General features: G+C 71.9%; 14 protein-coding genes. 6 read left to right on the top strand and 8 right to left on the bottom strand.

From position 1 onward, the window contains the following. Position 1 precedes the first annotated feature (1 nt). Both ACF3NH_RS18280 and mntR read right to left on the bottom strand, forming a co-directional pair. Positions 2-1,081 (bottom strand): glycosyltransferase family 2 protein, encoded by a 1,080-nt coding sequence (locus ACF3NH_RS18280; RefSeq protein ID WP_422924887.1) that lies wholly within the window; start codon positions 1,079-1,081, stop codon positions 2-4. Positions 1,082-1,193: 112 nt separating this feature from the next. Further along, positions 1,194-1,679: a manganese-binding transcriptional regulator MntR gene (mntR, locus tag ACF3NH_RS18275; protein WP_198366732.1), complete on the bottom strand. Its 486-nt coding sequence runs from the start codon at positions 1,677-1,679 to the stop codon at positions 1,194-1,196. Between the two features lie 134 nt (positions 1,680-1,813). Here mntR and ACF3NH_RS18270 point away from each other — a divergent pair, with 134 nt between their 5' ends. Genes ACF3NH_RS18270 through ACF3NH_RS18255 form a run of 4 tightly spaced genes read left to right on the top strand, consistent with a single transcriptional unit; the run spans position 1,814 to position 5,375 of the window. Then, positions 1,814-2,728, top strand: a complete 915-nt coding sequence (locus ACF3NH_RS18270) for a metal ABC transporter substrate-binding protein (protein WP_422924885.1) — start codon at positions 1,814-1,816, stop codon at positions 2,726-2,728. Beyond that, on the top strand, positions 2,721-3,662 hold the full coding sequence (locus tag ACF3NH_RS18265; protein WP_422924883.1) for a metal ABC transporter ATP-binding protein: 942 nt from the start codon (positions 2,721-2,723) through the stop codon (positions 3,660-3,662). Before ACF3NH_RS18270 ends, ACF3NH_RS18265 begins: the two co-directional genes overlap by 8 nt. Further along, positions 3,655-4,518 carry a metal ABC transporter permease gene (locus tag ACF3NH_RS18260; protein WP_198366729.1) on the top strand — a complete coding sequence of 288 codons (864 nt, stop codon included), beginning with the start codon at positions 3,655-3,657 and terminating at the stop codon, positions 4,516-4,518. The genes ACF3NH_RS18265 and ACF3NH_RS18260 overlap by 8 nt, the downstream gene beginning before the upstream one ends. Continuing rightward, the gene (locus ACF3NH_RS18255) at positions 4,518-5,375 is read left to right on the top strand and encodes a metal ABC transporter permease (RefSeq protein WP_198366728.1); all 858 of its coding nucleotides are present in this window, start codon (positions 4,518-4,520) and stop codon (positions 5,373-5,375) included. Before ACF3NH_RS18260 ends, ACF3NH_RS18255 begins: the two co-directional genes overlap by 1 nt. A gap of 8 nt (positions 5,376-5,383) precedes the next feature. Here the strand turns inward: ACF3NH_RS18255 and ACF3NH_RS18250 are convergent, their stop codons facing one another. The 4 genes from ACF3NH_RS18250 to ACF3NH_RS18235 form a co-directional block, all read right to left on the bottom strand. Next, positions 5,384-5,608 carry a hypothetical protein gene (locus tag ACF3NH_RS18250; RefSeq protein WP_422924880.1) on the bottom strand — a complete coding sequence of 75 codons (225 nt, stop codon included), beginning with the start codon at positions 5,606-5,608 and terminating at the stop codon, positions 5,384-5,386. 74 nt (positions 5,609-5,682) lie between these two features. Then, positions 5,683-5,886 carry a hypothetical protein gene (locus ACF3NH_RS18245; RefSeq protein ID WP_422924878.1) on the bottom strand — a complete coding sequence of 68 codons (204 nt, stop codon included), beginning with the start codon at positions 5,884-5,886 and terminating at the stop codon, positions 5,683-5,685. A 78-nt stretch (positions 5,887-5,964) separates the two neighbouring features. Next, a complete protein-coding gene (locus tag ACF3NH_RS18240) occupies positions 5,965-6,864 on the bottom strand; it encodes a LysR family transcriptional regulator (RefSeq protein WP_198366726.1) in 900 nt (299 codons plus the stop codon). A gap of 101 nt (positions 6,865-6,965) precedes the next feature. Then, on the bottom strand, positions 6,966-7,916 hold the full coding sequence (locus ACF3NH_RS18235; protein WP_422924876.1) for an aldo/keto reductase: 951 nt from the start codon (positions 7,914-7,916) through the stop codon (positions 6,966-6,968). 237 nt (positions 7,917-8,153) lie between these two features. Here ACF3NH_RS18235 and ACF3NH_RS18230 point away from each other — a divergent pair, with 237 nt between their 5' ends. After that, positions 8,154-9,464: an O-acetylhomoserine aminocarboxypropyltransferase/cysteine synthase family protein gene (locus ACF3NH_RS18230; RefSeq protein WP_422924874.1), complete on the top strand. Its 1,311-nt coding sequence runs from the start codon at positions 8,154-8,156 to the stop codon at positions 9,462-9,464. 16 nt (positions 9,465-9,480) lie between these two features. Here the strand turns inward: ACF3NH_RS18230 and ACF3NH_RS18225 are convergent, their stop codons facing one another. Further along, positions 9,481-13,014: an indolepyruvate ferredoxin oxidoreductase family protein gene (locus tag ACF3NH_RS18225; protein WP_422924872.1), complete on the bottom strand. Its 3,534-nt coding sequence runs from the start codon at positions 13,012-13,014 to the stop codon at positions 9,481-9,483. 312 nt (positions 13,015-13,326) lie between these two features. Between ACF3NH_RS18225 and ACF3NH_RS18220 the strand changes: the two genes are divergently transcribed. After that, positions 13,327-13,503, top strand: a complete 177-nt coding sequence (locus tag ACF3NH_RS18220) for a hypothetical protein (protein ID WP_198366722.1) — start codon at positions 13,327-13,329, stop codon at positions 13,501-13,503. A gap of 8 nt (positions 13,504-13,511) precedes the next feature. Here the strand turns inward: ACF3NH_RS18220 and ACF3NH_RS18215 are convergent. Beyond that, the coding region (locus ACF3NH_RS18215) for a KpsF/GutQ family sugar-phosphate isomerase (RefSeq protein WP_422924870.1) at positions 13,512-14,471 on the bottom strand (960 nt) is incomplete at its 5' end.

Genomic DNA, 14,471 nt, shown 5'->3' with positions numbered 1-14,471 from the left:
CTCAGCCCGCCGCCAGCACCGGCTGAGCCTCGGCCCGCTGGTCGCCGGCGGCCGGCAGCGGCTGGATCAGGCCAAGACGCACCAGCTGCGCGGAGGATTCGTAGCGTTCCGATACCGCGCTGCTGAAGTCGACGCCCCCCTTCTTCTGCAGCCCCTCGACATAGCGCCGGTAATCGGCGCCGTCGTTCTCATAGGCGCCGCGCGACAGCTCGGCCCGGGCGCGCTGCTCGAAATCGCCCAGGAACTTGAAGTGCAGCAGGGCCGCCGTCGCCGCGGACATGCGGGCCCCATGCAGGTAGTGGCCGGCGGAGGCGTAGCGCAGGCCAGGCCGCCAGCGCACCAGGGGCACCTTGTTCAACAGGGGCGGATAGGGCGGGCGCAGGCGCTGGATGGCGGGGATGCCGCGGAGGCCGGGCATATCGGCCAGGCGATAGCGGATGGCGCGCGCGATGCGGGCCGGCGGACGCCAGTCCAGCATGTCGGGATAGAAGACGCGCAGACGCGGACCGCCGATGACGCGGCGCCCGCCATCCGGCAGCATCTTGATGCGGTAGCCGCTGCGGTCGAAGTAGGGGCAGGCCTGGAGGAAAGGCATTCCTGGCCGGTAATCCGCCGCGATGGCCGCGCCGCGCGGATACATGTCGAGCATCATGGCATGCAGGGCTTCCTCCTCCCGCGCCGCCAGTCGTGCGCAGAAGTCCGGCAGAGGCCGCGTCTCGCATCCGGCATAGATCAGCAGCTCATCGGCATCGACGACAACGCACCACTGTCCCATCCCATGGAGGTTGAGCAGCGGCTCGATCCAATCCATTCCGGCGCGTGCCGAGGACATCTTCTGCTGCGTGACGAAGAGATGGCAATCCGGCTGCTGCCGCAGGAAGTCGACGGAGCCGTCATCCGACCCGTTGTCGATCAGGAGGAAGCGGCCGACGCCGAGGTTCCTGTAGTGGTCGAGGAAAGCGGGAAGGCGGCCGGCCTCGTTGCGAATCTTGGCGAAGAGGCGGATCTCCCGCGGGTTCTCGGGGATGGGGCGCCCGTCCTCCGGCGGAAGCGGCGGCGGCAGCTTCGGCGTGTCGGTCACCTTGGCATCTCCTTCTCGGCGGCGGCGGCGGGGCGATTGTTCCGCGCCCCCCCTTTGTCGTCCATTCCGTTCGCGGCCCGCCGATTGACAAGCGCGCGATGGTCTTGGGCCCTCAGCGGGTTCGCAGGAACGCGGCGAAGGCGGCGAGCGTCTCCTCGCTGACGTGGTGCTCGATGCCCTCGGCATCGCGTTCGGCGACCTCGGCCGGCACGCCCACGGCCTGCAGCAGATCGACCACGACCCGATGCCGCGCCCGCACCTTGCAGGCCAGCGCATGGCCGGCCTCGGTCAGGAAAACGCTGCGGTAGGGCTTGGAATAGGCGAGGCCGAGGCTCTTCAGCCGGCTGATGCTCTTGATGGCGGTCGCGTGCGAGACGCCGAGGCGCCGCGCCAGGTCGGTCGGCCGCGCCTCGCCGTCCTCGCTGAGCAGGTCATCGATCAGCTCGACATAATCCTCCAGCACCGCGGAGGCGCGGCCGGCGCGGGCGGAGGCGTGGCGCGCCGCCTGGTCGCCCTCCGCCGGCATGTCGGCGGCCGCCGCAGGCCGGTCGGGAGGCGTCTGGCGGACCTCGGGAAGCTTGGTGTCGGGCGGCGTCATCAGAGCCGCAAGATGCCCCAGGGGCGAAGGTGTTGCAATCGCGGCAGATCGCATCAGATAAGTGTTGATTGTAGCCGAAGCTACAGGCTTAATATCCAGCATCAGATCGGTGACGCTGGCACAAGAGGACCTGAATGACCCTTGCCCCCTATCGCCGCGCCCTGCTGGCGGCCTGCGGCCTGACCTTCCTGCTGGCCACCGCCGCTCCGGCCCAGACGTCGGAGAAGGCCGGCCCGCTCCGGGTGGTCACGACCTTCACCATCCTTCAGGACATGGCCCAGGCCGTGGCGGGCGAGGCGGCCGTGGTGGACTCCATCACCCGCCCCGGCGCCGAGATTCATGACTATGAGCCGACGCCGCAGGACGTGGTGAAGGCGCAGAAGGCCGATCTGGTGCTGTGGAACGGCCTCGGCCTGGAACGCTGGTTCGAGCGCTTCTTCCAGCGCCTGGACGGTGTCCCTTCCGCCACCCTCAGCGAAGGCGTCGCGCCCATCGCCATCACCGAGGGGCCCTATCGCGGCCGCCCCAACCCGCATGCCTGGATGTCGCCGGCCAATGCGGCGATCTATGTCGAGAACATCCGCAAGGCCCTGTCGGCGGCCGATCCGGCCCGGGCCGCGACCTATGCCGCCAATGCCGCCCGGTACACCGCCGAGATCCGCGCCCTCGACGCGCCGATCCGCGAGCGCTTGGCGCGGATCCCCGAGCCGCAGCGCTGGCTGGTCAGCTGCGAGGGCGCCTTCTCCTACCTGGCGCGCGACTATGGCCTCCGGGAACTCTATCTCTGGCCGATCAACGCCGAGGAGGAGGGCACGCCCCGGCAGATCCGCCGGGCCGTGGACACCATCCGCCAGCACGCCATCCCGGCGCTGTTCTGCGAAAGCACGGTCAGCGACCGCGCCATGCGGCAGGTGGCGCGGGAGGCCGGCTCGCGCTTCGCCGGGACGCTGCACGTGGACAGCCTGACCGATGCGGGCGGCGAGGCGCCGACCTATCTGCGGCTGCTGGACTTCAACGCCAATGCCATCCTGGCCGGCTTCCGTGAGTGAGGCGCCGGCGGCCGGCCTCTGGCGGCGCCTTGGCCAGGCCCTGTCGGGCCGCCGCGCCACGCCGGGCGGGCCGCCGGGCCTTGTCGACCTGGTTGTGGAGGGGCTCGACGTGGCCTACGCCAATGGCCATGTGGCGCTGCGCGCGGCCGATCTGCGGCTGCGGCGGCCCACCATCTGCGGCCTGCTCGGCGTCAACGGCGCGGGCAAGTCCACGCTCTTCAAGGCCATCATGGGCATGGTGACGCCGGCGGCCGGCTCGGTCCGCATCGGCGGGCTGGCGGTGCGGGAGGCGCAGCGCCGCAACTGGGTCGCCTACGTGCCGCAGAACGAGGAGGTGGACTGGTCCTTCCCCGTCTCGGTGCGGGATGTCGTCATGATGGGTCGCTACGGCTACATGAGCCGCCTCCGTATCCCCGCCGCCGCCGATCGCGCGGCGGTGCGCGCGGCGCTGGAGCGCGTCGGCATGGCGGATTTCGCCGGGCGGCAGATCGGCCAGCTTTCCGGCGGCCAGAAGAAGCGGGTCTTCCTGGCCCGCGCCCTGGCGCAGGACGGGCGGCTGATCCTGCTTGACGAGCCCTTCGGCGGGGTCGATGTCACCACGCAGGAGCAGATCATGGCCCTGCTGCGGGAGTTGCGGGAGGAGGGACGGATCATCCTGGTCTCCACCCATGACCTCGCCAGCGTGCCGCAGCTCTGTGACGAGGTGGCGCTGATCAAGGGCACCGTGCTGGCCGCCGGCCCAACCGGGGCGGTCTTCACCCGGGCCAATCTGGCGAGGGCCTTCGGCGCGGGCACGGCCGCGGGGACCGGCGGCGGCGCGGTGACGCTGCTGGCCGAGCCGGAGGGCGGCACGCTGGTGCTCGGCGAGGGGGGCGAGATCCTCGGCCGGCTGCAGCCCGTCGAGGCCCCGCTGGATGTCCCGGCGCATGGCTGAGGCGCTGCTGGTTCCCTTCGACTACGAGTACATGCGCAACGCCATGCTGGTCAGCGCCCTGGTCGGGCTGGTCTGCGGTCTGCTCTCCTGCTTCGTGGCGCTCAAGGGCTGGTCGCTGCTGGGCGACGCGCTGTCCCACGCCGTGGTGCCCGGCGTCGCGCTGGCCTGGATCCTCGGCCTGCCCTTCGCCCTCGGGGCCTTCGCCTCCGGCCTGCTGGCGGCGTGGTGCATGGGCTTCATCCGCCGCAACAGCCGCATCCGCGAGGATGCCGCCATCGGCATCGTCTTCACCGCATTCTTCGGCGCCGGGCTGGTGCTGCTGACGCTCTGGCCGAGCAACATCCGGCTGCAGACCATCATCTTCGGCAACGTGCTCGGCATCGACCCGGCCGACCTGACGCAGATGCTGCTGGTCACCCTCGGGGTGCTGCTGGTCCTGGCGCTGCGCGGACGCGACCTGGTGCTCTGGGCCTTCGACCCGGTGCAGGCCCGGGCGATCGGGCTCGACACGCGGCTTCTGCAGGTGCTGCTGCTGGGCTCGGTCGCCGCGGTGGCCGTGGCGGCGATGGTGGCGGTCGGCGCGGTGCTGGTCATCGCCATGCTGGTCGCGCCCGGCGCCACGGCCTATCTGCTGACCGACCGCTTCGGCCGCATGCTGGCCCTGGCCGGCGGGATGGGCGCCGGCACCGCCTTCCTCGGCGCCTATGCCAGCTACTTCCTGGATGGCTCGACGGGCGGGCTGATCGTCAGCCTGCAGGCGCTGCTCTTCCTGCTGACGCTGCTCCTGGCGCCGCGCCACGGCCTGCTGGCCGGGCGCCGGGCGCGGCGGGCGGCCCTGGCGGAGGGTGGCGGGTGATGGACCTCCTGACCGCGCCCTTCGCGCACGGCTTCATGCTGGAGGCGCTCGGCATCGGCCTGCTGGTCGGCACCGCCTGCGCCCTGCTCTCCTGCTACATCGTGCTGAAAGGCTGGTCGCTGCTGGGCGACGCCGTCGCGCATGCCGTGCTGCCGGGCGTCGTCCTCGCCTCGGCCGCCGGCCTGCCCCTGGCGCTCGGCGCCTTCGCCGCCGGCATGGCCTGCGCGCTGGGCGCGGGCTTCGTGCAGTCGCACAGCCGGGTGAAGGAGGACACGGCGCTCGGCGTGGTCTTCACCGGCATGTTCGCGGCCGGGCTGGTGCTGCTCGCCTTCCTGACCACCGAGGCGCATGTCACGCACATCCTCTTCGGCAACATCCTGGGCATCGAGGCGGAGGACTTCTGGCAGACCCTGCTGGTGGGCGGCGCGACGCTGCTGCTGCTGGCCTTCAAGGGGCGGGACCTGATCCTCTTCTGCTTCGATGCCGGCCATGCCCGCAGCATCGGGCTGAACACCACGGCGCTGCGCTATCTCTTCCTGGCCCTGCTCTCGGCCGCGGTCGTGGCCGGGGTGCAGGCGGTGGGCGTGATCCTGGTGGTGGCGCTGCTGATCACGCCGGGCTGCATCGGCTATCTCCTGGCCGACCGGTTCGGCCGCATGGCGGCGATCAGCGTGGCCGCCGCGGCGGTCTCGGTCCTGGGCGGGTTGGCGGCCAGCTTCCATGTCAACGTCTCGCCGGCCGGCGCCATCGTCTGCCTGCTCTCGCTGCTCTTCGCCGTGGCGCTGCTGCTGGCGCCCCGGCACGGGCTGCTCGCCGCCCGCCGGGCGCGGCGCCGCGCCGCCGCGGTGCCGCGCTAGGCGGGGCGCTATCCCGCCGCCGTCTCGCCCGGAAGCCCGCCCGGCACCACCTCCGCCAGGCCGAAGGCGGTGCCGGCGCCGGTCGCCATCGCCCGCCGGGTCGGTGCGAAGGAGCCGAGATCGACCACCACGGCGGCCTTGAGCCGTTCGGGGACGCGGTAGGGCCTGGGTTCCGCTTCCGGGTGAGGATCCGGGATCGGCGAAGAACCGCTGTGCGAACCTCTGCTCTTCATGTCCGGCCCGAAGACAAAGAAAAACGGCCCGCGGCAGGGCCGGGGCCGTCGGTCGGGGCTGCAGGCCGCCTGCCTCAGCGGGAGCCGGCCTCCTCCTCGTTCCGGGTTCGGGGTGTGAGGCTCAGCGCCCGCTCCAGCCGGGGCAGCATCCGCTGCAGGCCCGCCAGGCGGTGGCTGGCGGAGGGCACGGCCTCGCCGCCCAGGGTACGCGCGATATGGTCGCGGCGAGCCTGCAGGGCGCTGCTCTTCAGCACGCGAAGATTGTCGTTCATGCTCATGGAATTCCCCCGTTCCTTGTTCTTGTCCACGGAAGATGTGCCGCCCGCCGGAGCCGGGCAAGGGCCAGCGGGGGCAGTTCAGACCTGCGCCTGATTCAGGCTGCGGCGGATGACGTCGGTGGTCTCGGCGAGAAAGCGTCGTGCGGTCCGTGGCAGTTCGGTGCGGCCGGACCAGAAGGCGTAGGCGATGGAGGGAATGGCCGGCTCGAAGGGCCGGACCGCCAGCTCACGGGGTGCCCGGCGGGGCGAGAAGGGGTCCACCACCGAGGCGCCGAGCCCGGCCGCGGCCAGGGCGCAGGCGGTGTCGGCATAGCGGACCTCGGCGCGGAAGAGAAAGGGCTGTCGCGCCTCCAGGAAGGCCTGCCGCACCGCCGCCCCCATGCGGCGCCCGGCCTCCAGCGCGATGAAGGGATGCGCGGCCAGATCCGCCGGCCGCACCACCGGCAGCGCCGCCAAGGGATGCTCGGGGCGGCAGACGCAGACCATGCGGTCCTCCAGCAGCGGCTGCGCCGTCAGCCCCGGCCGGTGCTCCAGGCTCAGGCCGAAGCCGAGATCCGTGGCGCCGGCCTCGATCTGCCGCTGGATCTCGTCGAGATCGCGGACATCGAAGAAGATCCGCACCCGCGGATTGTGCCGCAGGAAGAGATCGAGCGCGCGGGGCAGGGCGTGGTGCCCGAGCGGGGGCGTGCTGAGAATGCGCAGCCGGGTGATGGTGTCGTCACGCAGGTCCTGCAGCTTCTGCTCCAGGGCCGTGTGGATGGTGAAGAGCGGCTCCGCCTCCTGCTGCAGCATGCGCGCGGCCTCGGTGGGAAAGAGGCGGTTGTTGACGCGCTCGAACAGGGCGAAGCCAAGCTGCGATTCCATCTGCTTCAGGGCCGCGCTGACGGCGGGCTGCGACATGCCGAGAACCCGCGCCGCGGCCATGGTGGTCTGGAAGCGGAGGACGGCGCGCAGGATCTCCAGTTGCCGCAGGGTCATCCCGAGCAGCTATAGGCGGTTTCCCGGCCCCCAGGGAGCCCCTCAGGGAGCCCCCCAGGGAAACCGCGCAGGGGGAGGGAGCCGGGATGCGGGTCAGGCCCTCAGGCGCTGGCCTGATCCAGCCGTGCGATATCCTCCGGCCGCAGGGTCAGCGACACGGCCCTGACCAGGCTTTCCAGCTGGGTCCGGCTGGTGGCGCTGGCGATCGGCGCCGTCACGCCCTCGCGCGCGATGAGCCAGGCGAGCGCCACCTCGGCCGGCCTGGCGCCGTGCCGCTCCGCCACCTCGTCCAGGGCCGCCAGGATGGCGAGGCCGCGAGGGTTCAGATACTTGGCGATGCCCTGGCCGCGCTGGCTCTGCCCGAGATCCGCCTCCGAGCGGTACTTGCCGGACAGGAAGCCGGAGGCGAGGCTGTAATAGGTGATGACCCCCAGGCCCTCGCGCAGCGCGAGGTCGCGCAGCGGGCCGTCGAAGCCCTCGCGGTCGTAGAGGTTGTACTGCGGCTGCAACGTCTCGTAGCGCGGCAGGCCCTTGTCGCGCGCCGTGGCCAGGGCCTCGGCGAGCTGCCCGGCATCGAGGTTGGAGCAGCCGATGGCGCGCACCTTACCTTGCCGCAGCAGCGCGTCATAGGCGCCGAGCGTCTCCTCATAGGGGGTGCGCGGGTCCGGCCAATGGGACTGGTAGAGGTCGATCCGGTCGGTGTTGAGCCGGCGCAGCGAATCCTCCACCGCCTTGATGATCCAGCCGCGCGACAGGTCGCGGTGGCCCTGCCCCATGTCGGAGCCGACCTTGGTGAGCAGCAGCACCTTTTCGCGCTTGCCGGGATTGGCCCGCAGCCAGTTGCCGATGATGGTCTCGGACTCGCCGCCGCGGTTGCCGGGCACCCAGGCGGAATAGACATCGGCCGTGTCGATGGCGTTCAGCCCGGCATCGACGAAGCCATCCAGCAACCCGAAGGAGGTCTTCTCGTCCACGGTCCAGCCGAAGACATTGCCGCCGAAGACGAGGGGGGCGATGTCGAGGCCGCTGCGGCCCAGCGCGCGTTTCTGCATGTCCATTCTCCACAGCTCGGCGGAGGAGCCTCCGCCAGACCCTGCGGCATGTGGGACGGCGGGCCGGCAAGTCCAGGCTGCGGCGGGGCCGTCGGCTGCGCCGGGCGACCCAAGGGCAACCGAACGGACGATCAACGGGACGATATCGTGCTACCTCAGAAAACACCTTCCCTGGCCGTGCAAGGAGTGGAAGCATGGCGCCGCACCGGGCCACGGCGCCCAGGAGGGGAGACAAGAATGACCGACCGGAAGCCGGAAACCCGGCATCCCGAGACCCTGGCCCTGCATGCGGGCTGGTGGCGGGACGAGGCCACCAAATCCGTGGCCGTGCCGATCTATCAGACCACCTCCTACCAGTTCGACGATGCCGGCCAGGCGGCGCGGCTCTTCGCCCTGCAGGAGCTGGGCAATATCTACACCCGCATCGGCAATCCGACGACCGACGTGCTGGAGCAGCGGGTCGCGGCGCTGGAAGGGGGCGTGGCGGCGCTGGCCCTGGCCTCCGGCCAGGCGGCCTCGGCGCTCTCGGTGCAGAACCTGGCCAGGGCCGGGGACAATATCGTCGCCTCCACCGATCTCTATGGCGGCACCTGGAATCTCTTCGCCAACACGCTGAAGGACCAGGGCATCGAGGTCCGCTTCGTCGATCCCGCCGATCCGGAGGGCTTCCACCGCGCGACGGACGACCGCACGCGTGCCTATTACGCCGAGGCCCTGCCCAATCCGAAGCTGGAGGTCTTCCCCATCGCCGAGGTCGCGGCCATCGGCCGGCCGCTCGGCATTCCGCTGATCGTGGACAACACCGCCGCGCCGCTGCTGATCCGCCCCTTCGAGCATGGCGCGGCGGTGGTGGTGCATTCGCTGACCAAGTTCATCGGCGGGCACGGCAGCAGCATCGGCGGCATCATCGTCGATGGCGGCAATTTCGACTGGGCGGCGCACCCGGCGCGGCAGCCGGCGCTGCACCGGCCCGACCCCTCCTATCACGGCGCGCAATGGGTGGAGGCGGCCAGGCCGCTCGGCCCCATCGCCTATATCCTGAAGGCGCGCACCACCCTGCTGCGCGATCTCGGCCCGGCGCTCAGCCCCTTCAACGCCTTCCTGATCCTGCAGGGCATCGAGACCCTGCCCCTGCGCATCCGCGAGCACAGCCGCAATGCCAGCCTGGTGGCGGAGTTCCTGGCCGGGCGGCCGGAGGTGACGCGGGTGATCCATCCGGCGCATCACAAGGGTGTGGCGGCGGCGCGCACCGAGGCCTATCTCCGGCGCGGCCATGGCGGGCTGCTGGGCTTCGAGCTGGCCGGCGGAGCGGAGGCCGGGCGGCGCTTCATCGACGCGCTGCGCCTGTTCCACCATGTGGCCAATATCGGCGATGCCCGCAGCCTCGCCATCCATCCGGCCAGCACCACGCATTCGCAGCTCTCCGAGGCCGAGCAGCGGGCGACGGGCGTGACGCCGGGCTATGTGCGCCTCTCGGTCGGGCTGGAGCATCCGGACGATATCCTGGGCGACCTGCGCCAGGCGCTGGAGGCGGCCGGGCGGGGGTGAGGGCACGCGCCCCGCTTCAGGCGTGTTCCGGCGGGGCGTGTTCCGGCGGGGCATGCTGCGGCGGGGCCGTGACCGGCGCCTCCAGCCGCGCGCGCAGTTCCGCCTCCCGCCGCCGCGCCTGGATCAGGTGCCGCTCGCGCACCGGCCCATAGCCCCGGATAAGCTGCGGGATGGCGGCCAGCTGCACCGCCACGGCATGGCAGGCCGGGTTCAACCGGGCGCAGAGCCCGGCGATGGTGGCCTCGTATTCCCGGATCAGCGCCCGGTCGCGGCGGCGCTCGGCCGTGTGCCCGAAGGGGTCGAGCCAGCCTCCGCGCAGCCGGCGGGCGCGCGCCAGCCCCCGCAGCACGGGCAGGATCCAGGGGCCGAAGGCGCGCTTGCGTGGCTCGCCCGTGCGCGGATCGCGCCGGGAGAGCAGGGGCGGGGCGAGATGGAAGACCGGCCGCGCCTCGCCCTCGAAGCCCTCCCGCACCCGTTCGAGGAAGCCCTCCGCCGTGTGCAGGCGGGCCACCTCGTATTCGTCCTTGTAGGCCATGAGTTTGTAGAGGTTGCGCGCCACGGCCTCGGCGAAGCCGCCGAGCCCCGGGGCGCGCTCCGCCTCCGCGCGGCGCGCCCGCTCCACCAGGGCGGCGTAGCGCGCGGCATAGGCGGCATCCTGATAGGCGGTGAGGTCGGCGACGCGGCGGGCCACGATCTCCTCCAGGCCCCGCTCCAGGGCCGGCGGGGTGGCGCCGGGGCCGGCCGCCTGCCGGACGGCGGCCAGGTCCAGCGCGGCGCGGCGGCCCCAGGCGAAGGCGGCGAGGTTCATCTCCACCGCCGCGCCATTCATGCGGATGGCCTGGCGCAGCGCCTCCCCGCCCACCGGCAGCAGGCCCTGCTGCCAGGCATAGCCGAGCAGGAAGAGGTTGGTGGCGATGGCCTCGCCGAGCAGGCCGGTGGCCAGGGGCGTCGCCGCCAGGAAGCTGGCGCCGCCCGGGCCGCAGGCGGCGGCGATGCGCCGCTCCATCTCGGCGGCGGGCAGGCGCGGGTCGGGCTGGCCGGCGGCATCGCCGCTGCGCGCCTGGGCGGCGAAGCCGCGCACCATGTCGCTGGTCGCCTGCTCATGCGCGTTGACCACGGCGCGGGTGTGGCCCGGCCGCATCTTCAGCAGGCTGTCCGGCGCTGCGGTCACCACCAGGTCGCAGCCCAGCACCAGCCGCGCCTCGCCGGCAGCGATGCGGGAGGCATGCAACTGCTCCTGCCGCGCGGCCAGGCGCAGGTGCGACCAGACCGGCCCGCCCTTCTGCGCCAGCCCGGCCATGTCGAGCGCCGTCGCGGCCTTGCCCTCCAGCGCGGCCGCCGTGCCGATCAGCGCGCCGATGGTGATGACGCCGGTGCCGCCGATGCCGGTGACAAGGATGCCATAGGGCCGGTCCAGGGACGGCAGGGCGGGTTCGGGCAGCCCGGCATCGGGCGCCTGGAGCGCGGCGGGGCGCGGCCGGGGCCGGCCGCCCTCGATGGTGACGAAGCTCGGGCAGAAGCCCTCCAGGCAGGAGAAGTCCTTGTTGCAGGCCGACTGGTCGATGGCCCGCTTGCGGCCGAACTCGGTCTCCACCGGCACCACGGCGAGGCAGTTAGACTTGGCGCTGCAATCGCCACAGCCTTCGCAGACGCGGTCGTTGATGAAGACGCGCCGCGCCGGGTCGGGCAGCAGGCCGCGCTTGCGGCGGCGGCGCTTCTCGGCCGCGCAGGTCTGGTCGAAGATCAGCACCGTGGTGCCCGGGGTCTCGCGCAGCTCGCGCTGCACCCGGTCCAGCTCCCGCCGGTGCAGGACGGGGATGCCGGCCGGCAGGTCCGAGCCGGCATGGCGCTCCGGCTGCTCGGCCAGCACGATGACGCGCGCCACCCCTTCCGCCGCCACCTGCCGGGCGATCCGTGCCACGCTGGGTTGGCCCTCGACAGGCTGGCCGCCGGTCATCGCCACGGCGTCGTTGTAGAGGATCTTGTAGGTGATGTTGACGCGGGCGGCGACCGCCTGGCGGATCGCCAGGATGCCGGAATGCGCATAGGTCCCGTCGCCCAGATTGGCGAAGACATGCCGCGTCCCGGTGAAGGGCGCCTGTCCGATCCAGGCCACGCCCTCGCCGCCCATCTGGCTGAAGGTCTGGGTCTGCTCGGGGTTCATCCAGAGCGCCATGTAGTGGCAGCCGATGCCGGCCAAAGCGCGGCTGCCCTCGGGCACACGGGTCGAGCTGTTGTGCGGGCAGCCGGGGCAGTAATGCGGCAGGCGCTGCGCCGCCGCGGCGGGGGGCGGGGCGTCCTGCGCCTCCAGCCGCGCCAGCGCCGCGCGCAGCCCGGCATCCTCGCGCATCCGCAGCAGGCGGCGGGCGATGACGCGGGCGACGAGCCCGGCGGAAAGCTCGCCGGCGGCGGGGAGCTGCCAGTCATGCACCGGCAGGTCCCATTCGCCCTGGTCGTCGAACTTGCCGACGACGCGCGGCCGCACGTCCTGCCGCCAGTTGTAGAGCTGCTCCTTAAGCTGATACTCGATGAGCTGGCGCTTCTCCTCGACGACCAGGATCTCCTCCAGCCCCTCGGCGAAATGCCGCGTCCCCTCGGCATCGAGCGGCCAGGGCATGCCGACCTTGAACAGGCGGATGCCGGCCGCGGCGGCCGCGCCGTCATCGAGGCCCAGCAGCTCCAGCGCCTGGCGCACGTCGAGGTAGGACTTGCCGGTGCTGGCGATGCCGAGACGGGCGCGGGGGCTGTCGAGCACCACGCGGTTCAGCCCGTTCAGCCGGGCATAGGCCATGGCGGCATAGGCCTTGTAGCGCTGCAGCCGCATCTCCTGCGCCATCGGCGTGTCGGGCCAGCGGATGTTGAGCCCGTCCGGCGGCAGGGCGAAGTCGCCGGGGAAGAGTGTCTCGACCGCCATCGGGTCGAGGCGCACGGCGGCCGAGGTCTCGACCGTATCGGCCACCGCCTTCATCGCCACCCAGCAGCCCGACCAGCGCGACATGGCCCAGCCATGCAGGCCGAACTCGATCAGCTCCTGCACGCCCGAGGGGTTCAGCACCGGGATCATGGCCGCGGCGAAGATATGGTCGCTCTGATGCGGCAGGGTCGAGGACTTCGCGCCGTGATCGTCGCCGACCACCGCCAGCACGCCGCCATGGCGCGCCGTGCCGGCGGCGTTGGCGTGCTTGAACACGTCCATGCTGCGGTCGGCGCCCGGCCCCTTGCCGTACCAGAGGGCGAAGACGCCGTCATGCCGCGCGTCCGGAAAGAGCCCGACCTGCTGCGACCCCCAGGCGGCGGTGGCCGCGAGATCCTCGTTCAGGCCGGGCTGGAAGGTGATCCGCTCGGCCGCCAGGGCCTCGGCCTCCTTCCAGAGCGCCTGATCCAGCCCGCCGAGGGGCGAGCCGCGATAGCCGGAGACGAAGCCCGCCGTGTTCAGCCCGGCGGCGGCATCGCGCCGCCGCTGCAGCAGCGGCAGGCGGGCCAGGGCCTGGATTCCGGGGAGGTAGAGCAGCGGCGTGGCCTCGGCCCGCCGCAGGGGCATGTCGGGCATTCGTCGGACCTTCCCTGTCGGCCGCCGGAAGGCGAGGCTGGCGGCGGGGCCGGAGGGTCTGTCGCCCCGCCTGGCCTATGCCGCAGCATAACGGGGCGGCGGCGGAAGAGGCTTCCGAAACCATACGGGAACCACCCCGGCAGGGGAATCATCCCTCGAAGGAGGGCGTATCTTCGGAATGATCGTCCGATATTGCGCTGCAACACGGAAAATCCTGCTGCCATACGCCGGCGCGGTTGATCTGGAACGGCCGTCGCGCTGCGGCGTTGAATCGAGCGGACGCCCGGTGTCCCGCCGGGTGGAAGGAGCATCATGGCCAACAATCCCCGCTACAACACGGCCCGGCCGGACAATGTCGGCCCGCACGACCCGAACGAAGACCAGACCGACCCCAAGGCGCCGAAGCGGCGCCCGGAAGAGGCATACAAGAACGAGACCGAAGGTCAGGCGGCCGCGGTCATCCCCCCCAAGGGCAAATCCGGCGACTGAGGGGCGGCTCAGGCCACGCCGCTGCGCAGCAGGTCATGCAGGTGGATGATGCCGGCCGGCCTGTCGCCTTCCATGACGAAAAGGCTGGTGATCCGCAGCCGGTTCATCAGTGCCAGCGCCTCCTGCGCTAGCAGGTCGGGCGCCACGGTGCGGGGGCTGGGCGTCATCACCTCCCGCACCGGGCGGTCCACGAAGGCGGCCTCGAAGGCGCGGCGGACGTCGCCATCGGTCACCACGCCGATCAGGCGGCCGGCCTTGTCCACCACGCCGGTGATGCCGAAGCGCTTGCCGGTCATCTCGACGATGGCCTGGGAGAGGCTGGCATCGTCCGGCACCAGCGGCACGCTGCTGCCGCCATGCATCATGTCGCGCAGCTTGCGAAGCTGCGAGCCCAGCTTGCCGCCCGGATGGAACTGGCGGAAATCCGTCGCGGTGAAGCCGCGCAGCGACAGCAGGGCCACGGCCAGGGCGTCGCCGATCGCCATCTGCATGGTGGTGGAGGTGGTCGGCGCCAGGCCGTTGGGGCAGGCCTCCGGCATCACCGGCAGGATCAGCGCCACATCCGCCGCGCTGCCCAGCGCGCTGTGGGCGGAGGAGGTGATGGCGATGAGCTTCACCCCGAAGCGGCGCGTGTAGGCGACGATATCCGACAGCTCCGGCGCCTCGCCCGACCAGGACAGGGCGATCACCACATCCTCGTTGCGGATGATGCCGAGATCGCCGTGGCTGGCCTCGCCCGGGTGCACGAAATAGGCCGGCGTGCCGGTGGAGGCGAGGGTGGCGGCGATCTTGCGCCCGACATGGCCGGACTTGCCCATGCCGGTCAGGACGACGCGGCCCTCGGCGGCCAGGATCAGCCGGGTGGCTTCGTCCAGCCGGCTGCCCAGCGCCGCCGCCCCTTCCTGGCCGAGCGCGGCGCGCAGCGCGGCGAGCCCCTCGATCTCCAGCTCCACGGTACGGCGGGCCGC

It is taken from the genome of Pseudoroseomonas sp. WGS1072 (assembly GCF_049340465.1).
Classification (GTDB): domain Bacteria; phylum Pseudomonadota; class Alphaproteobacteria; order Acetobacterales; family Acetobacteraceae; genus Pseudoroseomonas.
This window is presented reverse-complemented; position numbering and strand designations above follow the sequence as displayed.